19 protein-coding genes are annotated in these 23,080 nt (G+C 57.8%); 6 read left to right on the top strand and 13 right to left on the bottom strand.

Annotation, left to right across the window (positions count from 1 at the left end; genetic code table 11):
• Positions 1-68: 68 nt before the first annotated feature.
• From ACR0IU_RS09250 to ACR0IU_RS09235, 4 genes are all read right to left on the bottom strand, one after another.
• A complete protein-coding gene (locus ACR0IU_RS09250; RefSeq protein ID WP_010438419.1) occupies positions 69-716 on the bottom strand; it encodes a queuosine precursor transporter in 648 nt (215 codons plus the stop codon).
• A gap of 91 nt (positions 717-807) precedes the next feature.
• Positions 808-1,692: an esterase-like activity of phytase family protein gene (locus ACR0IU_RS09245; RefSeq protein WP_480716042.1), complete on the bottom strand. Its 885-nt coding sequence runs from the start codon at positions 1,690-1,692 to the stop codon at positions 808-810.
• Entirely contained in the window at positions 1,665-2,528 is an 864-nt protein-coding gene (mepA, locus tag ACR0IU_RS09240) for a penicillin-insensitive murein endopeptidase (protein ID WP_480716041.1), read from the bottom strand. Before mepA ends, ACR0IU_RS09245 begins: the two co-directional genes overlap by 28 nt.
• On the bottom strand, positions 2,525-3,919 hold the full coding sequence (locus ACR0IU_RS09235) for an MFS transporter (protein ID WP_480716040.1): 1,395 nt from the start codon (positions 3,917-3,919) through the stop codon (positions 2,525-2,527). The genes mepA and ACR0IU_RS09235 overlap by 4 nt, the downstream gene beginning before the upstream one ends.
• Before the next feature lie 102 nt (positions 3,920-4,021).
• Here ACR0IU_RS09235 and ACR0IU_RS09230 point away from each other — a divergent pair, with 102 nt between their 5' ends.
• The 3 genes from ACR0IU_RS09230 to yaaA all read left to right on the top strand — a co-directional run bounded on the left by ACR0IU_RS09230 (position 4,022) and on the right by yaaA (position 7,231).
• Positions 4,022-4,309, top strand: coding sequence for a YggT family protein (locus ACR0IU_RS09230; RefSeq protein ID WP_010438415.1), 288 nt, complete (start codon positions 4,022-4,024; stop codon positions 4,307-4,309).
• A 78-nt stretch (positions 4,310-4,387) separates the two neighbouring features.
• Positions 4,388-6,427 carry a DNA helicase RecQ gene (gene recQ, locus ACR0IU_RS09225; RefSeq protein ID WP_480716039.1) on the top strand — a complete coding sequence of 680 codons (2,040 nt, stop codon included), beginning with the start codon at positions 4,388-4,390 and terminating at the stop codon, positions 6,425-6,427.
• A 33-nt stretch (positions 6,428-6,460) separates the two neighbouring features.
• On the top strand, positions 6,461-7,231 hold the full coding sequence (yaaA, locus tag ACR0IU_RS09220) for a peroxide stress protein YaaA (protein WP_480716038.1): 771 nt from the start codon (positions 6,461-6,463) through the stop codon (positions 7,229-7,231).
• Here the strand turns inward: yaaA and ACR0IU_RS09215 are convergent.
• The 6 genes from ACR0IU_RS09215 to ACR0IU_RS09190 all read right to left on the bottom strand — a co-directional run bounded on the left by ACR0IU_RS09215 (position 7,222) and on the right by ACR0IU_RS09190 (position 16,651).
• Positions 7,222-7,683, bottom strand: a complete 462-nt coding sequence (locus ACR0IU_RS09215) for a VOC family protein (RefSeq protein ID WP_010438409.1) — start codon at positions 7,681-7,683, stop codon at positions 7,222-7,224. The genes yaaA and ACR0IU_RS09215 overlap by 10 nt on opposite strands.
• 9 nt (positions 7,684-7,692) lie before the next feature.
• Positions 7,693-9,906, bottom strand: coding sequence for a response regulator (locus ACR0IU_RS09210; RefSeq protein ID WP_480716037.1), 2,214 nt, complete (start codon positions 9,904-9,906; stop codon positions 7,693-7,695).
• 67 nt (positions 9,907-9,973) lie between these two features.
• Positions 9,974-12,016, bottom strand: a complete 2,043-nt coding sequence (locus tag ACR0IU_RS09205) for a hypothetical protein (RefSeq protein ID WP_480716036.1) — start codon at positions 12,014-12,016, stop codon at positions 9,974-9,976.
• Positions 12,013-14,775: a DUF4159 domain-containing protein gene (locus tag ACR0IU_RS09200; protein WP_480716035.1), complete on the bottom strand. Its 2,763-nt coding sequence runs from the start codon at positions 14,773-14,775 to the stop codon at positions 12,013-12,015. The genes ACR0IU_RS09205 and ACR0IU_RS09200 overlap by 4 nt, the downstream gene beginning before the upstream one ends.
• On the bottom strand, positions 14,772-15,647 hold the full coding sequence (locus ACR0IU_RS09195) for a DUF58 domain-containing protein (RefSeq protein ID WP_480716034.1): 876 nt from the start codon (positions 15,645-15,647) through the stop codon (positions 14,772-14,774). Before ACR0IU_RS09195 ends, ACR0IU_RS09200 begins: the two co-directional genes overlap by 4 nt.
• On the bottom strand, positions 15,644-16,651 hold the full coding sequence (locus ACR0IU_RS09190; protein ID WP_480716033.1) for an AAA family ATPase: 1,008 nt from the start codon (positions 16,649-16,651) through the stop codon (positions 15,644-15,646). Before ACR0IU_RS09190 ends, ACR0IU_RS09195 begins: the two co-directional genes overlap by 4 nt.
• 64 nt (positions 16,652-16,715) lie before the next feature.
• On the opposite strand from ACR0IU_RS09190, the gene ACR0IU_RS09185 reads away from it, so the two are divergent.
• The gene (locus ACR0IU_RS09185) at positions 16,716-17,294 is read left to right on the top strand and encodes a DUF1285 domain-containing protein (protein ID WP_480716032.1); all 579 of its coding nucleotides are present in this window, start codon (positions 16,716-16,718) and stop codon (positions 17,292-17,294) included.
• Here the strand turns inward: ACR0IU_RS09185 and ACR0IU_RS09180 are convergent.
• Positions 17,252-18,310 carry a DMT family transporter gene (locus ACR0IU_RS09180; RefSeq protein WP_480716031.1) on the bottom strand — a complete coding sequence of 353 codons (1,059 nt, stop codon included), beginning with the start codon at positions 18,308-18,310 and terminating at the stop codon, positions 17,252-17,254. The two genes, ACR0IU_RS09185 and ACR0IU_RS09180, sit on opposite strands and share 43 nt — an antisense overlap.
• 95 nt (positions 18,311-18,405) lie before the next feature.
• On the opposite strand from ACR0IU_RS09180, the gene ACR0IU_RS09175 reads away from it, so the two are divergent.
• On the top strand, positions 18,406-19,161 hold the full coding sequence (locus ACR0IU_RS09175; RefSeq protein WP_480716030.1) for a hydroxypyruvate isomerase family protein: 756 nt from the start codon (positions 18,406-18,408) through the stop codon (positions 19,159-19,161).
• 72 nt (positions 19,162-19,233) lie between these two features.
• Entirely contained in the window at positions 19,234-19,464 is a 231-nt protein-coding gene (locus ACR0IU_RS09170; RefSeq protein WP_010438389.1) for a DUF2798 domain-containing protein, read from the top strand.
• 36 nt (positions 19,465-19,500) lie between these two features.
• Here ACR0IU_RS09170 and polA read toward each other — a convergent pair whose 3' ends face one another.
• Positions 19,501-22,302 (bottom strand): DNA polymerase I, encoded by a 2,802-nt coding sequence (gene polA, locus ACR0IU_RS09165; protein ID WP_480716029.1) that lies wholly within the window; start codon positions 22,300-22,302, stop codon positions 19,501-19,503.
• A 104-nt stretch (positions 22,303-22,406) separates the two neighbouring features.
• A complete protein-coding gene (locus tag ACR0IU_RS09160; protein ID WP_480716028.1) occupies positions 22,407-23,072 on the bottom strand; it encodes a YrbL family protein in 666 nt (221 codons plus the stop codon).
• Positions 23,073-23,080 lie beyond the last annotated feature (8 nt).

The raw sequence follows: 23,080 nt of genomic DNA, 5'->3' as shown, positions 1-23,080 counted from the left end.
CCTCCTTTTCTATCTGTTGCGGTTAGAAAGGAGCGTGACACAACTTGTGCCAATCTCAAAGAACTTTTTTACGCAGGCTGTGCAGCGGTCAAGCGGGCAACGATCACTTTGAACGGAATCAACGCGATCAAAGCCAGTGACAGTTTCACAAGCCAATCAGCAAAAGCCAGTGTCACCCAGAGCGGCGCCATCGGGCCAGACAGCATGAATGGCACAGGTTCCCACGCCCAACTGATCGCGGCGTCAGCATTGGCACCAAAAAAGGTGACCGAAGCCGAGAAGGCGATGGTGAAGAACAGCGCGGTGTCCAGTGCAGACCCAACCAGCGTCGAGACCAGCGGTGCGCGCCACCAGCGTCCGCCACGCAGTGAATTGAACACGGTGACATCGGTTAGTTGTGCGATCAGGAACGCGGTGCCCGAGGCAACGGCAATCCGCAGCGGTACGGCGGCATAGGTGAAGCCGTCACCCTGCAGCATGATCTGGCTGCCGATCAGCGAGCAGATGATACCGGTGACAAAACCGGCAAACACGACCTTGCGGGCTGGACCTACGCCATAGACGCGATTCATGATGTCCGTGACCAGGAAGGCCAGCGGATAAGTGAAAGCACCCCAGGTCAACAGCCCATCAAATATGAGGAACTGGACTAGGATGTTTGAGGCCACGACAATGGCGGCCATGGCAATGATGCCGGGAATAAAGCTGCGTTGCATTTTCAGATGCCCGTTTTGACAAGGTAGCGGCGACTTGGCCCCAGGCTCATCCCAAGGCAGGCCGTGCGTTTAGACCTTTGATAACGACCTGTCAATCGGGCAACAGGTATTCAACCACTTCTGTCCGTTGCAGTGCCAGAAAGTTGTCGTCCGAGATCATCGTAGCGCGCAAACGCATCTGACCGTCGCGCCAGATCGACAATCCTTCGAGGTTGTCGTGAAGTCCGGTGCTGGTTTCAAGTACCACTTCTTCGGACTGAGGGGCATCATTGACAATCTCCCATCGACGCAGGCGCGTTCGAAAGCCAATGAATGCAACGGCACGCTCAAGTACATAAAACCGCCCGTCAGGACCGAAATCGGCGGCAACCGGCAAGAACTTTCCGCGCGACTGCAAAACAAACGGCGTTGACCAGCGTCTGCCATCCCAGCGATAGACCGGGATATCCCCGCGAGTGGTCCTGCTTTTTTCAGTCAGTGTATAAAGCCGTCCCCGATTGTCGATCGCCAGCGCCTCGAATGACCCGTTGCGGTCCAAATTCAGAAACTCTCGTGGACGCGGCAGAACCCGTGTATTTGTGTTGTGCGCCGTATAATGTGCGATGCGGTGAACACCTTCGAACGAGATGTAGATACTTTCATCCGAGGCAACCGCAATCCCTTCGGAATCCCCTGCCCGTCCCTTTAGGACGCGCCCTTTGCTGGACAGGATTGGCCATTGCCCGAGAATTTCGATACCGATGATCTTATCACCGTCCCGATTGACCCGCGCTGTGATCAGTCTTGACCGGTCACTGATCGCGATCAAACGTTCGCCGACTTCTGCGATGTGAATCGCCGAAAATCCACCAAACCAATCAGAAGTGTTGCGCCAGACATAAATGTCGAGCAACGAAGCCCGCTTTAGCTCGACTGCCCAAACCTGCCCTGTTAGCAGCAGCGCTAATATCAGTTGGCTTGCAAAACAGCGGTACATTGCTTGGGTAAGTCAGCCAGACGGTATTCTCGTCGTTTCTTTGGTGGAGGCGCATTCGGATCAGGCGGCGGAGGGTTCAGAATATTGCGCACCCATTGCTGTGCCTCGGCGCAACCGTCGCCCTTGGGTGGCGGGTCCTGATTGACACAACCTCTCGACCCTTTCGGGCACTTCAGCCGCACGTGGAAATGATAGTGATGCCCCCACCACGGTCGGATTTTACGCAGATAGGCTTTGTTGCCCTTCTCGTCATTGCACATCTGCACCTTGGCACCAGGGAACACAAAGATCCGGGCAACGCGCTTGTCCTTGGCGGCTTCGCGCAACACCGCATGATGCTGCTTGGTCCAGTTGCCGTTCACATAGGCGCCGTTCGCGCGGCGTAAGGATATGGACGAGATATTCTCGCGCGCTTTACGGCTAAGGCGCATGTTGTCACCCGGCAGCATCCAAATATCGATATCCAGACCCAACTGATGCGAACGATGGCCCGATGTCATCGGCCCGCCCCGTGGTTGGCTGATATCCCCGATATAGAGACCATTCCACCCCGGCTGTTTCGCGGCAAACCGGCTGAGATCCTGCACATAGTCGATCGCCTGCGGATGCCCCCAGTTGCGATTGCGGGACAGGCGCATCGCCTGCCATGTTGGCCCAGTTTCGGGCAATTGCACCGACCCTGCAGCGCACCCGCGCGAATAACTGCCGAAAGCCGCTGATTTTTGCTGAGACCCCACCTTCTGAGCCCCGAACAATTGCTTGGCCAGCGGTTGCGCCCCTGCCGCGCCTGCAAGTGTCATCACCGTTAAGACAGCTAAAAAACGTAATAAAATCATCTGCTCTGATCCCCTTCCGGTTTCACCCAGCGCATCAGGACTAGTCCTAGAATAAACAACAGAATGATCGGTGACACCCCTAGTCTTGCACTACCGGTCACTGCCGTTGCTATCCCGATCAAAAGTGGCGCTGCAAAGGCGGTTGCCCGACCCGAAAGCCCATAAAGCCCAAAACTTTCAACCGGGGTGGCGGGATCAGTATGGCGCACCATCATAGATCGGCTAGCCGATTGCAGGATACCTCCCATACCGCCAATCAGAATTCCGCACCCGAAGAACGCCATATCCGGCAGGCCAGAGCCTTCGGGCAATGAAATTCCGTAGATCTGAGTTCGATCCATCGACACAACCGTCAGGCAGACAAAGATCAAAACCCATATGGCGACCAGTATCACTGGTTTAGGGCCGTATTTCCGATCCATCTTACCGCCGACCCATGCGAAGATGGCCGAAGCCAGTACGCTGACGATCCCGAACACACCGATCTTGACGATATCCCATTCCAGGACCAGCGCAGCGTATGTTCCACCAAAGGTATATAGCCCGTTCAGAGCGTCGCGGTAGAACATCGACGACCCAAGATATGTCGCCAGGCTCACCCGATGACGCAAGGCAGCGACGGATTTTCCCAGCAACCGCAAGGCTTCGCCCACGCTGCCTTGTTTATCAGTGTTCGTGTCGTCCCTGACCCAAAGAAAATACGGCACCATGAACAGGATGAACCACCCGGCTGTGAAGGGCCCGACAAACCGAGTACCTTCCTGCGTTGCCGCATCCAGACCGAACATCGGGTCCATCCCGATCAGGGTTTTGCCATTGGGCTGCTCGACGAACAGTGCCAGCATAATCGCCAGCGACAGCAATCCTCCGAAATAGCCAAACGCAAAACCTGATCCCGAGATCTCACCGACCTCACTGTCATCCCCCAAATCGGGCAGCTGAGAATTGATGAAGATGAGCGCATATTCGGCCCCCACAAAGCCCAGCCCAAAGGCCGAAATCATCAGCCACATATTCGAGCCATCAGGCATCGTGTACCAAAGCGCCGCGGATCCCACCACGTACATCAGCGAAAATCCAAATATCCAAGGGATACGCCGTCCCGAGACATCTGCCATCGCGCCCAGCAATGGCGCACCAAAGGCAATGATCAGCCCGATAATGGTCATGCCGTTCGCCCAGACAACCTGCGCCTGCGCCTTGGCAGCCTCCTCCACCAGACCTGATGTCAGATAATACTGTGCAGCAACACTTACAAAATATGGGCCAAATACAAAGGTCACCAGCAAGGTGTGATAGGGCTGCGAAGCCCAGTCGAAAAACCACCAGCCCCAGATGCGCTTGCGCTTGGAAATTTCCGCCATTTCTGCCCCTGTTCTTGTTGAATTCATAAGAGGGGGCTTTGTGGTAATTCGCAAGCGTTGTGTTGCTGCAGACTTGCTCTTTGGCGCAGGCGCGCTTAGGTCTCTGGGCAATTGACGAACGGAGTGCCCATGCTGTCGCTGATCCAAATCCTGCTTTTGATACTAGACATTGTCTGGTTCATCATTCTTGCCCATGTGATCATGAGTTGGCTGATCAACTTTCAGGTTCTTAACCTGCACCAGCAACTGGTGGCGCAAATCTGGTATGGGCTGAATCGGATATTAGAACCGATTTATAGCCCCATCCGTCGCATCCTGCCCAACATGGGCGGTCTGGATCTGACGCCTCTTGTCGTGCTGATCGGGGTCTATGCCCTGCGGATCATCCTGATCAACAATGCGGTCTATTTCTACTGACCTCTTGTTCACCGAATCTTAGTATGTGATGGTCCTGTCTTAAGAGCAGACAAACCTTAATACAGGACCCTCCGGCGCATGTTCGACTCCGCACCCTTGTTGCGAGACGTCTTTGGATTCGACGACTTCCGCCCCGGGCAGGAAGAGATTGTCGATGCCGTGACCGCGGGCGAAAACGTGCTGGCTATCATGCCCACGGGTGGTGGTAAATCCCTTTGTTTTCAATTGCCTGCACTGTTGCGCGACGGGGTAACTGTGGTGATATCTCCGCTCATCGCCCTGATGCGCGATCAGGTACGTGGGCTGCAAGAGGCCGGTGTCGAGGCAGGCGCGCTCACCTCGGGCAATACACCTGAGGAAACTGATGCCGTTTGGGATGCTATAGAGGATGGTCGGCTCAAGCTGCTTTATATGGCGCCGGAACGGCTGGCCGCAGGGTCTGCACTGGGAATGCTACGTCGGATCAACGTCAATCTGATTGCCGTGGACGAGGCGCATTGTGTTAGCCAATGGGGCCATGATTTCCGCCCTGATTACCTGCGGATCGGAGAGCTGCGTCGCACGTTAAATGTACCGCTGGCCGCTTTTACAGCGACAGCGGATGCGGAAACGCAGGAAGAGATCGTCGAAAAGCTGTTCGACGGTGTTGAGCCGCGTAAATTCCTGCGCGGGTTTGACAGACCCAATATCCATCTGGCCTTTGCGGCCAAGGATGGACCGCGCAAACAAGTCCTCGATTTCGCTGCCGCCCGAAAGTCCCAATCCGGCATCGTCTATTGCGGCACCCGCAACAAGACCGAAGTGCTTGCGCAAGCCCTGCGCGCCGAAGGTCACACGGCCTGCCACTATCACGGCGGGATGGAGGCCGAAGATCGCCGCATCGTCGAGACCCGCTTTGCGCGCGAGGATGGGCTGATCGTCGTCGCCACTGTCGCGTTTGGCATGGGCATCGATAAGCCCGACATCCGCTGGGTTGCTCATGCGGACCTGCCTAAATCGATCGAAGCTTACTATCAGGAAATCGGCCGTGCCGGGCGCGATGGTGGTCCTGCCGAAACCCTTACGTTGTTTGGCCCTGACGATATCCGACTGCGGCGGTCGCAGATCGACGAAGGGCTGGCCCCATCTGAACGGCGGATGGCGGATCATGCACGCCTGAATGCGTTGCTTGGATTGGCCGAAGCCCTAAAATGCCGCCGCCAGACCCTGCTGGGATATTTCGGAGAACAGATCGAACCTTGCGGCAAATGCGATCTTTGCGACAGTCCTCCTGAAGTGTTCGATGGCACCACGCCGGTTCGCATGGCCCTGTCCGCTATTCTGCGCACAGAAGAATGGTTCGGCGCGGGTCATCTGATCGACATCCTGTTGGCCAATGAGACCGACAAAATCCGAGCACGTCGGCACGACAATCTATCCACATATGGCATCGGTAAAGACTGGTCGCGCCCGCAATGGCAAGCGATCTTCCGGCAGATGATGGGCTACGATCTGGTCCGTCCCGATCCTGAACGCCACGGTGCGTTGCGCATGACCGAAACCGCCAAACCGATCCTGAAAGGTGAGGCGCAGATCGATCTACGCAAGGATACCATCCGCAAAGCCACCCGGCGACCCGCGGTCAAGGCGATGGTGTCCGAGGAAGACGCGCCGCTGCTCTCGGCGCTCAAGGCCAAGCGGCGCGCACTGGCCGAGGCCGCGCGGGTTCCGGCTTATGTCATCTTCCCAGATCGCACCCTGATCGAGATGGCGGAAACTCGACCCGCAAATCTGGACGATATGGCCCGGATCAGCGGTATAGGGGCGAAAAAGCTGGAACGCTACGGTGCGACCTTCCTCGAAGTTCTGATCGGGGCAGTCGAAGAGCTGCACCCCGCGAGGCGCAAACTTGCCGGCCGCAATCAGGGCGACATTTACGATCAGTTGCTTGAGGTTCAATCACAATTGTCGCGCGGCCCCGACGGGATCGACAAACCACTGAGCTGTTCGGCATCGCAACTGGCCAAGGTGGCGCAATTACGCCCGGATGATCCACGAGCGATGGAGCAAGTTCTGGGCGACCGTCGTCACGAAAGGTTTGGTGCGGCGTTTCTGGACGTGCTGCAACAGGCGGGCTAGATACGCCTGAGCAGGCGAGAAACGAGGGCGGATATGCTGGTAGTGATTTCCCCGGCCAAGCGGCTGGATTGGGCAGAACGAAACGTCCAAGTGACCCAACCCGATTTTCAGGATGACGCGATCCGCTTGTCGAAGACCGCCCGCAACCTGACCTTGGGCGATCTGAAAAAGCTGATGGACCTGAGCGACGACTTGGCCCGCCTGAATCGGGACAGGTACCGTGTATTTTCAGACGCGCCGGAAGCAGATGCAACGCGCCCTGCCGCTTTGGCCTTTGCAGGCGATACCTATCAGGGGCTTGAGGCCGCATCGCTGGACGCCGACGAAATGGCCTGGGCACAAGATCATTTGCGCATCCTATCTGGGCTTTATGGTGTATTGCGCCCACTGGATGCCATTCAAGCCTATCGGCTTGAGATGGGCAGCAAACTGAAAACCCGACGTGGCAAAAACCTTTATGAATACTGGCGCGATCAGCTGAGCAAGGCGCTGAACGCCCAAGCTGCTGAGGCTGGCAGCAAAGCTCTGGTGAACTGCGCCAGCCAGGAATATTTCAGCGCAGTCGACCTGAAAGCGCTGAAGCTGCCCGTTGTGACCCCGGTATTCAAGGAGGACAAGGGCGGCACCCCCAAGATCGTCAGCTTCTTTGCAAAGAAGGCGCGTGGTGCGATGGCCCGGTACATCATTCAACATCGACTGACCGACCCCAAAGGCCTGCTGGATTTTGATAGCGGCGGGTACGAATACCGGGCCGATCTGTCGGAAGACGACAAACCCGTGTTTGTACGCCCCTATCAGGCCTGATCAAGCATCGAAGGATCGTAAGCCACAAGTTCCACCGTGTTCCCCTCGGGGTCTTGAGTGAAGATGCCGCGCCAGCCGATCCAGCCGAAATGCTCAACCCGATAGGGCTGCCCGATTTGGTCGTACCAGCGCATGACCGCGTCCTGCTCGGCAAAGGGCACCGACAGCGCGATATGGTGCAGGGCCGAAGCGCCCCCTGTTACCGGCACTGTCTCGCCAGTCTGCTCTGGTCCACGCTCAGAGCCAACTGATTGGTGAAACAGGGCCAGCACCTGTGTATGCCCGCCGAACCCTTCGGCGATCCGAAAAAAGGTGATGGCGCTGTTATGGTCGCCTTGCAGCCGCTGCAACCCGATCACCTTCTCATAGAATTGTACCATTGCCGCCATATCGGCGCAGCGAATTGCAATCTCGCCCAATCCTCGGGGACGAAAACCGCGCTCATCTGACATCAATCGATCCTATTCCGTGCCTTCACCGTCTGCACCGACCGCACGAGCCTCAGCAGGTCGATGTTCCAGTATCATCTTTTGGATCAGTTTCTTGTGCAACGGTTTGGTCAGGTAATAGTCAAGCCCCGCCGCCAGTATCCCCTGGTCATCCCCTGTCATGGCATGGGCCGTCAGGGCCACGATGGGAACATGGCGATCTGTTCCGATCTCGCGTCGCCGGATTTCACCTGTCGCCTCTTTGCCATCCATCTTGGGCATCGAGATATCCATGAAGATCAGATCCGGATCAAAGCTGGCGAAGGTTTCGACCGCCTCCAACCCGTTGGAGACGAATTTCAAATCGATGTTCAGCTCCTTGGTCATCTTTCGAAGGATCAGCTGATTGGTTCGATTGTCTTCGGCTGCCAGAACCCGCATCAGCCTCTGCTCCTGCGGAACTTGTGCATTAGTCTCGAGATTAGAGGCGCAGTCGTCGCTGCGATCCGGCTTGAATACAGGCGCGCCCAGCGCCATCAGCCGCGAATACAGCTCGGCGCGCGGGATGGGTGTTTGCAACACACCGTTAATGAGCCGATGGGCCGGATCGGCGTGGAACACACCGGGATTGGCCGACATCACCACGATTGGCAGATCACCCCATCCTTTGTCACGCAGAGTGGTGGCAAGCTCCAACCCATCCATGTCTGGCAGATCGTGATCGCACAGGACCAGATCAATCGTTTTGTCCATTGCAGACAGCGCTTCGGCCCCCGTCGAACAGGTCAGCGCCTGAGACCCGAGGCGGTCTAATTGCTTGGTCAGGATGGCACGGTTGACGGCCATATCTTCGACCACCAAAACACGCCCCAATTGCCCCGCCAAATCGGGTGGAATAGGTTGCGGACCTTCAGCAGTGGGCAACGATATGCGGAAACCGAAGCAAGATCCTTTGCCCGCATCGCTTTCGACCCAAACGACACCGCCCATCATCGAGATCAGACGCTTGGTGATCGCCAGCCCCAGACCCGTGCCTTCGAACTGGCGGTTCTGGGCATCCTCGACCTGATTGAATTCACCAAAGATGTGCGGGACCTTGTCAGCCTCAATCCCGATGCCCGTATCCTCGATGGCTACGTGGATATCGCAGCTTTCTGTGGTCATGTCTGGTACGCCTGTCACACGGATCAATACATGGCCTTGTGCAGTAAACTTCACCGCGTTCCCCACGAGGTTGGTCAGAATCTGACGAATCCGCCCCGGATCACCTACAAAAAGCGTGGGCAGGAACAGGTCATAATCCACTAACAAAGTCAGGCCTTTGTCGCGTACGCTAGGCTGCAACAGCATAGCGACCTCTAGGATACAGCGCTCAAAATCGAACTGCTCGGGGTGCAGCGTCAACTTGTCGGCCTCGATCTTTGAATAGTCGAGAACATCGTTGATGATGGCCAGCAGTGCCTCGCCCGAATTACGAATTGTGCTGACATAGAGCCTTTGTTCTTCGTTCATCGGAGTTTCGGTCAGCAGTTCGGTCATGCCAACGATCCCGTTCATCGGCGTGCGAATCTCATGGCTCATATTGGCCAGAAAGGCGGATTTGGCGCGGTTGGCAGCCTCGGCCCGTTCACGCGCGGCGTTCAGTTCGGCCTCATGCCGGACCGAGGCGGTGATGTTCAGCGCAAGGCTCAGCACGTCGCCGCCGTGGCCCCGCTGATCGATCAACCGGATATACTGGCCGTTCCACAGCTGGATCACTTGAGGTTCCGGGTGCGGTTGCGCCCAGCGCGCGAGCATACGGGCCTGCCAGTCCGCAATCTTTTCCGCGCCGATATCCACGATCCCTTCATGGGTCAGAATCTCAAGAATACGCGGATAGCTGATCCCCGGTGCGACTTCTTCCAGCCCATCGAAAACGCTAAGGTAAGCGGCATTGGCACCGATCAGTGTGTTGTTGCCATCGAAAAATGCAAACCCGTCGGGGATGGTCTGGATCGAGTGCCAAAGGCGACGTTCAGCCACCTCTATCTTGGCATTGGCTACGGTCAGATCTGATTTGACCTTTTCGTTTTCATCGCGAACCGTCGCAACCTCGGCCTGAGTCTCATCGATCTGACGTGTCAGAGCGATGGCATGACGCCCCAGTTTGCGGTTGGCGGCAGAGAGCTCGGCCTGTTTCAGATGCAACAGGCGCTCAGCAGCCAATCGCGCGCGCCGTTCCCGTGCCAGTTTCTCAGCAAGACTCATGTAAAATTTTCCCGCGATAATCTGCTCAGAGCATCGCGGGAGAGCGTGAAAAAGTGCTTAAGCCGCGCTAGCGACGCCCCTCGCGCAACCAACCGGCCAAGAGGAACCCACCGGCCAGCAGCAACACCAGCCAGGGGGGAAGCAACCCGGCCTGTGTAACATCGCGGGTTTCGTAGGCGTCGCGCGGTGTCAGCCCAATCCAGCCCCGTCCTGCTGCCGGTCGGCCCACACGGACGTTCCGGATTGAGGGCAGGCCCTCTTCCACCCGAATCGAACCGCCGCGCAGGCTGGCCAGAACCGGGCTTAGGATTACATCGGTTGCGATCGTGCGTTCGAATTCCTTGGGTGCGGCAGGGCCCAGGCCGATCACGGCGGAATGCTCACCCTCTTCCAGATGGTAAAGGCCAATTTCGGGGCCGAAATACTGCGCCTCGAACCGACCAGGCAAGACCTCGGTCAGCGTGATTTCCAAGGTGTCGCCGTTAGGGCGGGTGACGGTGACGGAGCCAACCTCATCCTCCAGCGTCTGGCGGATGATACGCATCGACTGGCCATTCGCTTCGGCCCACAGCGCCTCTTCCTCAAGCTCGGGTTCTTTCATCATCCAGTGGGCCAGCCTGCGGAGTAGCTCCAACTGAGGGCCACCGCCCTCAAAACCGCGACTCCACAGCCAGGCGTGATCAGAGGCCATCAGCGCCACACGCCCTTCGCCCACGCGATCCAGCACCAGCAACGGACGGTCATCCACGCCGGTCATGAGCATGTCGCCGGATAGCTGGCTGACATCAATCTGGCGCAACCACGCGCCCCATGATTCAGAATCGCCCAGGTCAGTAGTCACCGGGTGGCGCTGGCCCAGATCGGTAACCATAGGCACATACCGTTCCTCATAGACCCGTGCGCTGGGTTTTGCGGGCAGGACTGGCCCAAGCGGAGAGCGGAAAAGGCTGTCCGCAGTGGCAAAATCGGGGCCCGCAGCAACCAGCACCGCGCCGCCATTGACGATATAGTCGCCTACGTTATCAAGATAGATTGCAGGCAGGATGCCACGCCGCTTGTAGCGGTCAAAGATGATCAGGTCGAAATCATTGATCTTTTCCAGAAACAGCTCGCGCGTCGGGAAGGCAATCAACGAGAGTTCATCCACCGGGACGCCGTCCTGCTTTTCCGGTGGCCGCAAGATGGTGAAATGGACCAGATCAACCGAGCTGTCGGATTTCAGCAGGTTACGCCACGTGCGCCCGCCGGGGTGCGGCTCGCCCGACACCAGCAGGACGCGCAGACGATCCCGCACGCCGTTCATCTGGATCAGAGCCGTATTGTTGCGGTCAGTCAACTCGCCTTCGGCCTGCGGAACCGAGAACTGGATGACGTTTCGCCCACCATGCGGCAAGGTAATCGGCAACTCTACGTCCACACCGATGGGAATGGTGAAACGCTCAGGCTCAGCACCGTCGACCGAGATCTCAAGCGGGGCGTTTGTGACACCTACAGGTGCTACGCCGGTATCCTCGACGCGCAAAGTCAGGGTCACGGGTTCACCGATGATGGCGAAGGCCGGGGCATTACGCACGATCAAGCGCCGATCCCAGTCACCCGCGCGCCCGGTCTGCAACAGATGCATCGGAGCAGGCAGGTCAGGCGCGAGTTCCGCGTCATGGACGATGCCGTCTGACACCACAATGATACCGGCAATTCGCGCACGCGGTTCCTCGGCCAGCGCTGCGTTCAGCGCGGCCATGACCTGCGTGCCCTCGTCTCCGTCGCCGTCAGCAACCTGGATGCGGCGCAGCTCGGTATTGTCGCGGGCTTCGATCTCGGTCGCGAGGTCGTTCGCGGCCTGAGCGGTTTGTTCGGCACGATCCGACAGGGTTTGGCTGGCGCTTTCATCTTCGATCATCAGCACGATATCAGTCAGCGGCGCGCGATCCTCGACCTGATATGCTGGGCCGCTAAGCGCGGCGAGGACAACAAAAGCAGCCAAACCGCGCAACGCCCAACCCGACAGACCACGCCAGAGCGCCAGCACTACCCCGGCAAGCGCGATGGCGGCGACAACGGCCAAGACGGGCCATGGGATCAGCGGATCAAAGATGACGGTACCGGTCATTGCCCCAACCTATCCAAAAGGGCGGGCACGTGGACCTGATCGGATTTGTAGTTTCCGGTCAGTACATGCATCACCAGATTAACGCCAAAGCGATGGGCCAGTTCACGTTGCCGTTCGCCAGCATAGCCGCGACCCACAGGCAACAGGGACTGACCGTTGCGATCCACCGCCCAGGCCCCGGCCCAGTCATTGCCCCCGATCACTACCGGAGTCACGTTGTCATTGAGATTGCGGAACGGCATCCCCTCGATCTGCTCGGCATTCGGCGGCGCGGCTTCGACCCAGACTTCGGTGCCGGAATAGCGACCGGGGAAATCCTGCAGCAGATAAAAGGCGCGAGTGAGAACATGATCACGCGGAACCGGCTCTAATGAGGGAATATTTAGCGGCGCAGCCAATTGCTGCAGCTTGCGCCCATTGGGGCTTGACGCCCCGAAGCCAGCGATGTCGGCGTCGCGCGTGTCAAACAGGATCATCCCGCCTGATCGCAGATAGGCGTTGAGCTTGGCATAGGCCTCGGCCGAAGGTTGCGGCTGATCGGTTGTGATCGGCCAATAAAGCAGTGGAAAGAACGCAAGCTCATCGCTTTCCAGATCGACCCCGATGGGATCAGCAGGCTCGACCGAGGTGCGATAATGCAGCGTTTGCACGAGCCCGCGCAGCCCAGCCAGCGCGATATCATCTACTTGCGCATCGCCCGTCAGGACATGAGCCAGTACGAGTTCCTGCGTCGCATTCAGCGCGAAATCGGTATCATCCGGCGTCTGCGCCTGCGCATCCGGAACAAACAGCAATGCGCCCAGCATCACGGCTGCCGCGCGCGCCAGACCCAAACGTCCGGAAAGAGCCAATGACGCGATCACGTCAATCGTCAACAGCACAAGCGAAAGGCTAAGCAACAGACCCGCCAACGGCGTCTCTGTTGTGATATCCTGCCCCCGGATCGGGACATCGGTAGGCCAAACGGCTGGCGTCAGCACCGCATCCTCGGCCAACACATTCCGTGCAAGTTTCTGCTTGCCGCTTTCATAAAGGCCCGGGCGCAAGTCTGGTCCGATCTGGCCCGAGACCAGCTCGACCCCATCCACGCCGGCCAATGTTCCGGCATCGGTCAGAGTGCCAAAACCATCCAGTATCTGAACCGGCTCCCACACTGTTCCCTGCATCTGCGCCTCTTGCCGAGATTTGGCGGCAGAAGCGACGGCCAACCGGTCCAACATCTCCACAAATAGGCCAGATAGTGGCAGGCTTGACCATTCCGCATCCGCCGTAACATGGAACAGCACCACCTGCCCCAATCCTAGGGGTTTGCGGGTAACCAAAGGCGTACCATCGGATAGTGACGCAATCACCCGATCGGCCAGATTAGGGTCTGGTTGTGCCATCACCTGAGTTGTTACCGTGACATCCTCGGGTATGGTTAGCCCGTAGAATGGCGAGTTTTCTGAGAACGGCGCTAAACCCTTGGCCTCGCCCCAACTCATCGCGCCGCCGACGGAACGGCCACCGCTACGCAGACGCACCGGCAGCAAATCATCTTCTTCATCTCGACCCAAATCGCTTGCGGCCATACGCGGTCCAGCAAAGCGCAGCAGGAGGCCGCCTTGTTCAACCCACTCAATAACCTCAGCCTGTTCTGAATCAGAAAGCTTCGCTACATCCGCGAGCACGATCACATCCGGGTTGGCGGGGAGGACTTCGGTCAAACCTCCTTCAACAAAATCAGCAGTTGGGATCAACACCTGTGTCAGATAGTGGAGCGGTGAAAGCAGCTCCAACCCTTCGCGGTTCAGCGTGCCCGCAATCAGCGCCACTTCGCGCCGCCTCAGGCTGTCATCTGTTAGGGTCACCGCACCGGCAGAGCGCTGGCCCTGAAGCTCGAACCGTGTAATTCGAGCGCGCAATTCCGAGGGCAGCGCGAGATCGATTTGCGCCTGTGTAGAGCCGCTTTCAAACTCCAGTGACGTGGATTGCAGCACGCGCATCGCGCCCGCTGTATCGCGCCCTTGCGCCAGCACAGTAACGTTTTCGGCTGGGCCCGGATTGGCACGTAGAACGCGAAGCTGGATCGCTCCGTCCTGATACGTTGCAGGCAGGATCGCGGTCGCGGATGCGGGGGATTGATAAACGATCACTTCGCCCCGCCCCTGCAGGGCCGAAACCAGACGATCATGACCCTCAAACGCCAACTGGTCAGAGAACCAATGGGTGTCAAAACCACCTTCTACCTGCTCCAGTGCGGCCAAAGTTTGGGGAATCTGTGCTTCGGTAGGTTGCCAAGGCATCGGTGTAAGACCTGGCAATCGCCCGCGCCAAGCTTCGGCGGCCTGAAACACAGGGGGCTCAGGTTCGGTCAGGCGTAAGATCGAGACCGGGCGACCAGCACGGCCGGCTTCGGTCAGTTGTGCATCGATCTGATCCAGCGTCGATGACCAGCGCGTCGCACCTGCCCAGCTGGCATCCAGCACCAGCAGCAACGGCCCGGATCCGGTTTCATCGCGCGAGGGATTTAGTACCGGCCCTGCCAGCCCGATGATGATTGCCGCAGCCGCCAGCATTCTGAGCAGCAACAACCACCAAGGCGTGCGGTCCGAGACACTTTCGTCGTCCTTCAGGCCCAACAACAACGTCACAGCCGGGAACAGGCGACGGATTGGCGCTGGTGGGACAGCGCGCAGGATCAACCAAAGGATCGGCAGGGTCAGAAGCCCCAGAAGCACCCAAGGCGCGGTAAAGCCAATGCCCGCCAGAACTGTCATTGCGCACTCCCATCCAAGGCGCGATAGAGCCACAATAGAGCCGATTGTGCACTGTCACCCGTATGGTGTAGCCCCATCTGCCAGCCGGTCGCGCGGCAAAGATGCGTCAATGCGTCTTTACGCCGTGCAAGGCGATCCAGATAGCGATCTCGTAGGTCTGCAGCTTTCAAAGTCTCATGCCGGGCAGTGCCGCCGACGCTTTCAAAGATGGTACGCCCGGAATAGGGAAAGGATTCCTCGCTGGGATCCAGAAGCTGCATTAGAACGCCGCGAACACCTCGGTCGGCTGCTTTGGTAAGCGCCAACTCAACCTCATCCAGCGGTCCCAGGAAATCCGAGATAAACACTGCGCGCGCATGCGGAATCATCGCGCGGTGTTCGGGTGGAGCATAATCGGTTTGCGAATCCTCAGACCAGGCCTGCGCCAATCTTATGATCTGTGCATTGCCCCTGCGTGGGGGCAGGGTTGTTCCCGTCAAACCAACGCGTTCACCGCCACGCACCAGCAGGATGGCCGTTGCAAGCCCCAGCAGGCGGGCGCGGTCGATCTTGGTTGGCAAGGTCTTGTCTGAAGCAAACCGCATCGACGCACCCTGATCGACCCAAAGCATGATCGACTGCGCAATCTGCCATTCACGTTCGCGCACAAACTGCTGGTCGCCACGGGCCGAGCGCCTATGGTCAATCATCCGGCGACTGTCGCCGATTTGCGCTGGACGGTATTGCCAGAAATCATCCCCCAGACCCGAGCGTCTGCGCCCGTGATCTCCCAATAACACGGTTCCGGCCAGATGTTCGGCGCGCGCCAAAAGGGGTGGCAGCCGGGACGCCTCGGCCTCGGATCGTTCGCGTAGGGTCTGGGCGGTGTTCACGCCGCAGCCTCGGTACGGACCAGACCGGCAGCGGTGGACTCGATCAGGTCAGACAGGCTGTCGCCTCGTGCTCGGGCTGCAAAGTTCAGCGCCATGCGGTGGCTGAGAACCGGTCGCGCCATGGTCAGCACATCCTCGGCATTGGGGGCCAGTCGGCCTTCCAGCATCGCATTGGCACGTACGGTCATCATCAGCGCCTGCGCAGCACGCGGGCCGGGGCCCCAAGCGACGGTTTCCCTCACCCGCTCGGACGCGCCTGCCTCATCCGGGCGGAAGGCACGGACCAGATCGAGGATCAGTTCGACAACCGACTCTCCAACCGGCATCCGACGCAACAGAACCTGTGCGGCCAGTAAATCTTCCTTAGTGAAAATCTGATGCGCCTCTGCTTCTTCGACACCGGTTGTGGCCAGCAGAATGTCGCGTTCGGTTTGGCGATCCGGATATTCCACATCAACCTGCACAAGGAAACGGTCCAGCTGAGCTTCGGGCAGCGGGTAGGTCCCCTCCTGCTCAATCGGGTTCTGCGTGGCCAGCACATGGAATGGCACGCCCAAGTCCCTATCCTCTCCCGCAACGGTCACCGTGCGTTCCTGCATCGCCTGCAGCAGCGCTGATTGGGTCCGCGGGCTAGCGCGGTTGATCTCATCCGCCATCAGCAGCTGGCAGAAGATCGGGCCGGAAATGAACCGGAAATGGCGGCTGCCATCCTCGGCTGTGTCCAATACTTCGGATCCCAGAATATCCGCTGGCATAAGGTCCGGGGTGAACTGGATGCGATTGCCATGCAGGCCCATGACCGTCGACAGCGTCTCGACCAGCCGTGTCTTGCCAAGCCCCGGCAATCCGATCAACAACGCGTGACCGCCGCACAACAAGGCGGTCAAGGTCAGATCGACGACCTTTTCCTGCCCGATAAAGCGGCGGGTGATCGAGGCTTTGGCCTCTTGCAGCTTGTTTTCCAGCGCTTCGATCTCGGACACGAGGTCGGCAGGTTCGGACATGAGGTTCCCTTCCGTGGACTGTTATGATTGAAGTGTATCGCGCTGAGAGGAAATGGCAAAAGCAATGAGCGGACAAATACCCGTGACCCCCTCGCCCGAAGGTCTGGCGGCATCGGTCAAAGCGGCCCAAAAACAGGGTTTACCGCCTGTTCACCTATGGAATCCTCCGTTTTGCGGCGATCTGGACATCCGGATCGCAAAAGATGGCTCTTGGAGTTATCTAGGGTCACCCATCACCCGGTTCGAGCTTGTGAAGCTATTTTCCTCAATTCTTAAGAAAGAAGAGGGCAAATATTTTCTGGTTACCCCGGTCGAAAAGGTGGGAATCACCGTCGAGGATGCGCCGTTCGTCGCCGTCGATTTCGATCAGGATGGTGAGGGTTACGCCCAGCGCCTGACGTTTACCACGCAGGTGGGCGATACAGCCACTGCTGGGCCCAATCACCCAATCCGCATTGTATTTGATGCGGAAACAGATGAGCCGTCACCCTACATATTGGTTCGCGACAACCTGGAGGCGCGCATCGATCGCAAGAGCTTTTACCGATTGGTTGAGATCGGCAACCATCATGACGGTTGGTTCGGGGTCTGGTCCGAAGGTCAGTTTTTCCCGCTGATCGCCTCTGCTGCACTTGAAGATTGAACCGGTCGCGGCTTGCGGTCTTGTGCCAACACCACCGCCAGCGCCACGATCGCCGCACCCAGCGCACGGGTCCAGTTCCACTCCTCTCCCAACGCCATCATGATCACCATCACATAAAATGGCGCGATGTTGATATGGAATGAGGCCAGCGCCACTCCCAATTTCCCAACAGATGCAATAAAGAAAAATTGGCTCAGGCCCAGTGAGAACAAAGCATAGAAAACCAACATTCCCATCTGTGCTGCGTCGACCGGCCGAGTGGGCATGACTTCAAACCCCAGAAAACCGGCTACCGGCAACAGTACGACCGCGGTCAGCAACCCTCCGACAAGCGTAATTGCGCAACGGCCCAACTGGCTGAGCTCGGGGAAATCGCGCGCCGTTGCCATGCTGGCCCAACAAAACAGCGCGGTCGACACCACGGCGCAAACCGCACCGATCCCCAACTGCGCAGGTGCGACGGCGCTGGTCGCAATCAATCCGCCTAGGATCGAAATTCCCATACCTATCGTAAATTTCCACCGCAATCGTCGTGTCCCTGCTGCCAGTTCCAACAGCGTCGCGATCAGAGGTGCGCAAGAAGCGATGATTGCAACCGTGACCGGGTCGGTCAGCTTTTGCGCGACCAGGATTAGAAACATCCCTGTTCCAATCCCCAAACCGCCAACAAAAAAAGCATGCCCCCAGCGGGCGCGTAGAACGCGCGCTGGCCCATCCAACAGTATCCAGATCGGCATCATCACCAGAACCGCAAGCATCATACGCGCCGCAAACAGCGTTATTGGCGGCCAGGTTTGCAGTAAAACTTCAGCGGCTGGAAAACCCGCCGCCCAGGTCAACATTGATGCCACCGCTAACGTGTTCCCGGTAAACGCGGCTTGACTGTTATCGGATACAGCAAGGGTGTTCCCGCGCGCGGGTTCAGGGCTCATTGCCATCTTATTCAGACCTTTTGTTGACGCAGCCCCCTGCACCGAGGCACCGCTTGAACCAAAGGTTTTCTGATTCGAAGCCATTGATCTGGCCGATTTTCGACAAACTGTCGTTTTCCGTCTCTTTTAGCCGCCTAACTTGGTCGATATGCTCAGACACTCAGGAGACCGCGCACCCAATGCCCAAATTTGCCGCCAATCTTTCGCTGTTATTTACAGAGTTGCCCTATCTCGACCGGTTTTCAGCCGCCGCACAGGCCGGGTTTTCGGCGGTTGAAATTCTGTTCCCTTACGATCTGGCAGCCAAGGAAACCCGCAGGGCGCTATTGGCAAACGGGCTTGATCTGGTGCTGATCAACGCTCCACCGCCAAACTATGCCGGTGGCGAGCCGGGATATGCGGCCGTTCCCGGTGGCACAGCTCGGTTTCAATCCGACATCCGACGCGTTCTACGCTATGCCAAAGTTCTAAAGCCTCAATATATCCATGTAATGGCGGGATACGCCTCGGGAGAAGAAGCGCTTGCGTGCTTTGTTGAAAACCTGCAATGGGCCGCAGATTTCGCGCCCGACCAAATGTTCACGATCGAGCCACTCAATCCCGTTTCACAACCTGACTACTTCTTGAATGACTATGAGCTTGCCGCAGACGTTCTCGATCACGTTGAACGGTCAAATGTTGGCCTGCAATATGACAGCTTTCACGCGCAAATGATCCATGGCGACGCACTTACAATCTGGGACCGCTTCAAGGCTCAGATCGTCCACGCCCAGATTGGGGCCGCGCCAGATCGCTCGGAACCCGGACGAGGTGAAATGGATTTCGCAGCCCTGTTCAAGGCGATGGATCAATCTGATTATCAGGGTTGGGTCAGCGCCGAATACACGCCCTCAACCCGGCGAACCGAAGACACTTTGATCTGGTTACGTCAGTAAAGCCATGAAGAAGGCTGGATTTTCTTACTGAAATGTCGCAATTGAAAACATCGACACCCAAGGACAGCACTCATGATCCCCGCCCGTTTTGCCAATGCTTTGTTCGCCCTGATCATGTCGGGCCTGATGTCTTGCGTCGTCACGGGCATCGCAACGGTCAAGGCTATTGGCTTCGGCCCGTCGACTTTCGCGGATTGGATGGGTTCATGGGCATTTTGCTGGCCAATCGCCTTCACAGTAATCCTGACGCTGGGACCATCCGTAAAACGACTAATCGCGCGCCTGGTCAGGCCCGAGGCCTGACCCGCTGCAAAGAGGGCCTGATAAGCAGCGCCGCCCTTAGTGCGCTTCGGCCCAGTTTGCACCCTGACCGGCGTCGACAGACAGTTTAACGTCCAGTTTGACAGCTGGGTCCGACGCCCCCTCCATCACATCGCGCGCGATTGAGATCGTTTGATCCACGGCGCCCTCAGCAACCTCGAACAACAATTCGTCATGAACCTGCAGCAACATTTTGGCGGGCAATCCGTTGATCGCATCAGGCATCCGCACCATCGCGCGGCGGATCACGTCCGCCGCCGTCCCCTGAATTGGAGCGTTGATCGCGGCCCTGCGTGAGAAGCCTGCATGCGGGCCTTTTGCGTTTATTTCTGGCGTATGGATCTTCCGCCCGAACAGAGTCTGCACATAGCCATGCTCTTTGGCGAATGCGACAGTGTCGTCCATATAGGTCCGAATACCCGGGAAACGTTCGAAATAGCGGTCAATGAATCCCTGCGCCTCGGCGCGCGGTATGCGCAGATTACGGGCCAGCCCAAAACCCGAGATACCATAGATCACACCAAAGTTGATCGCCTTTGCCTGACGGCGGATATCAGGCGTCATCTCATCCAACGGCACATCGAACATCTCGGATGCGGTCATGGCATGAATATCCAAACCATCCGAAAACGCCTGCTTCAGGGTCGAAATATCCGCAATATGAGCCAATATCCTCAGCTCGATCTGGCTGTAGTCCAAACTGACCATCACATTGCCCGGTTCGGCAATAAACGCCTCACGAATGCGACGCCCTTCTTCCGTCCGTACCGGGATGTTCTGCAGGTTGGGATCAGTTGAGGCCAGACGGCCGGTGTTCGCCCCGGTGATCGAATAAGACGTGTGCACCCGGCCTGTATCCGGGTTGATATGTGTTTGCAGCGCGTCGGTATAGGTTGACTTCAGCTTGGAGAGCTGCCTCCAGTCCAACACCCGACGGGGAAGTTCATGTTCGGTGGCAAGATCCTCCAGGATATCGGCCCCGGTCGAATATTTCCCGGTTTTGCCCTTCTTGCCGCCCTCAAGCCCCATCTTGTCGAACAGGATCTCGCCCAGCTGCGCAGGCGAACCAACGTTAAAGCTCTCACCAGCCAATTCGTGAATTTCAGCCTCTAACCCGGCCATTTTCTGCGCAAATGCGTTTGACATCCGGCTGAGAACATCGCGGTCGACCTTGATGCCGTGCATCTCCATTTCTTTGAGAACCGGTACCAATGGACGTTCGAGGGTTTCGTAAACCGTGGTCACCTGCACCTGATGCAGTTGAGGCTTGAACAGCTCCCAGAGACGCAGGGTGATATCCGCGTCTTCGGCAGCGTAGGCCGTAGCCTCGTCAATCGGAACCTTGTCGAAGGTGATCGCCGATTTGCCGGACCCCAGCAATGGCTTGATCGGGATCGGCGTGTGGCTCAGATAGCGTTCCGACAGCGTATCCATACCGTGCCCATGCTCACCGCCGTGCATGGCGTATGACATTAGCATCGTGTCATCGATGGGGGCGACGTCGACGCCGTATCGCTTAAAGATCTTGGCGTCGTATTTCATGTTCTGTCCGATCTTCAGGATCGATGGATCCTCAAACATCGGTTTCAGCAGGTTTAAAGCCTCATCCATCGGCATCTGTCCATCGGCCATCGCGTCGGAGCCAAACAGATCATCGGTCGCGCTTTCGCGATGGGTCAACGGGATGTAGCAGGCCTCACCGGCCTCGACACATAGCGAGATACCCACCAGATCGGCGATCATTTCATTCAGGCCGGTGGTCTCTGTATCTACCGCGATCCAGCCACGCTCATAGGCCTGATCGATCCATTTCAGCAAAGCAGCAGCATCGCGCACGCATTCGTATTTCGAGGCGTCAAACGGCAGGGCCTCGGCCTCTTCCGCTTCAACAGGCGCAGGGGCATCTGCGATCACCGGGGCTTCGGCCCCCAGCTTGTCGGCGATGCGCTTGGTGAGGGTGCGGAACTCCATCTCAGCGAGAAAACCCAGCAGGGTCTCTGCATCGGGATCTTTCACCTCCAAGTCATCCAGCGTGAAATCTAGTGGGGTGTTTTCGTCCAACTGCACCAGCTTCTTCGACAGCTCGATCTGGTCGCGCTTTTCGATCAGGGTCTGACGACGCTTGGGCTGTTTGATCTCTTCCGCGCGATCCAGCAGGGTTTCCAGATCGCCATATTCATTGATCAGCAGCGCGGCCGTTTTAACGCCAATGCCCGGGGCACCCGGCACGTTATCCACTGAATCCCCTGCCAAAGCCTGCACATCCACAACTCGTTCGGGCCCGACGCCGAACTTCTCGACGACTCCATCGCGATCAATGCGCTTGTTCTTCATCGCATCCAGCATCTCAACACCGCCGCCCACCAGCTGCATGAGATCCTTGTCAGAGCTGACAATGGTCACCCGCCCACCGGCCTCACGCGCCTGAACGGCGAGGGTGGCGATGATGTCATCGGCCTCGTACCCCTCAAGCTCTTTGCAGGCGATATTGAAGGCCTTCGTTGCCTCTCGGGTCAGCGGCATCTGCGGGCGCAAATCCTCGGGCATCGCCTCACGGTTGGCTTTGTACAAGTCGTACAGATCATTCCGGAACGTGTGCGAGCCTTTGTCAAAGATCACCGCCACATGAGTCGGCGCATCAGGACCGGAATTTCCTTCGACATATTTCTGCAGCATATTGCAGAATCCCGACACGGCCCCAATCGGCAAACCATCCGATTTCCGCGTTAAAGGCGGCAGCGCATGATAGGCGCGGAAGATAAAAGCTGATCCATCAATTAGATGCAGATGGCAGCCTTTTCCGAATTGGGTGCTAGTCATATGAGGCTCCTGCGCTGGGTTGCGCCAAGTTGTACAGAAGGGCTGAACGAAAGACGAGGCCGCTTGGCCAATTCGTTCCGACCTAATTTGCCAGACGTCTGACCTTAGCTATTCGAAAAATTCCGTTTATCCGCATTCCACGTCAAACCCGCTTTTTGCGCAATCATCGCAAACTGTTTGTTCAGCGAGCGATCATTCAAATGTCGGGACAAGCTGCGCAGCGGGATGAGGTTCCGCTCCCCATATCCGTCGATCAGGAAACAGGCCGGGCCGGCGCCCCGTGTTCCATATACGATATTCGAGCTTTTGACGTCGCGCGCCACAATATGCAGGTCAAACATCCGCCCGACAAAGACATTCAGCGCGTCTATTGCCCCACCATCCAAACCGCTTCGGCAGACTTCATAAAGCTTAGGTGCAAGCCCGCCATCAAGGCCCGATATACGCTCGACGACCACCCCGGCACCGCGGCTGGTTTGCACAACGCCCAACATTCTGGAAAGCGGCGAAAGCTCAATATCCGCCCCGAGTTTCAGCGACACGCGAAGCTCGCATTCCAGTTCTTTCAGGGTGCTGCGATATTGCGCCTCGGGGAAAAGTCTCCACACCAGTCGCTTGCCAAGCCTGTGCGAAACGCGGTCTTGAGATCGGGTGAAAACCTTGATCAGAAGGTCGGGTTGTCCGGGAAAATCGAAGACACTGCGAACGGTCCCGTTGGCAATTGGCTGGCTCTCGGAAAGGTCAATCGTTTTGGCTGTGAACAGCATCATCTATCCTC

The sequence above is a fragment of the Ruegeria sp. CL5 genome (assembly GCF_056536485.1).
Note: the sequence above shows the minus strand (reverse complement) of the source record. Positions and strands in the feature narration are given on the sequence as shown.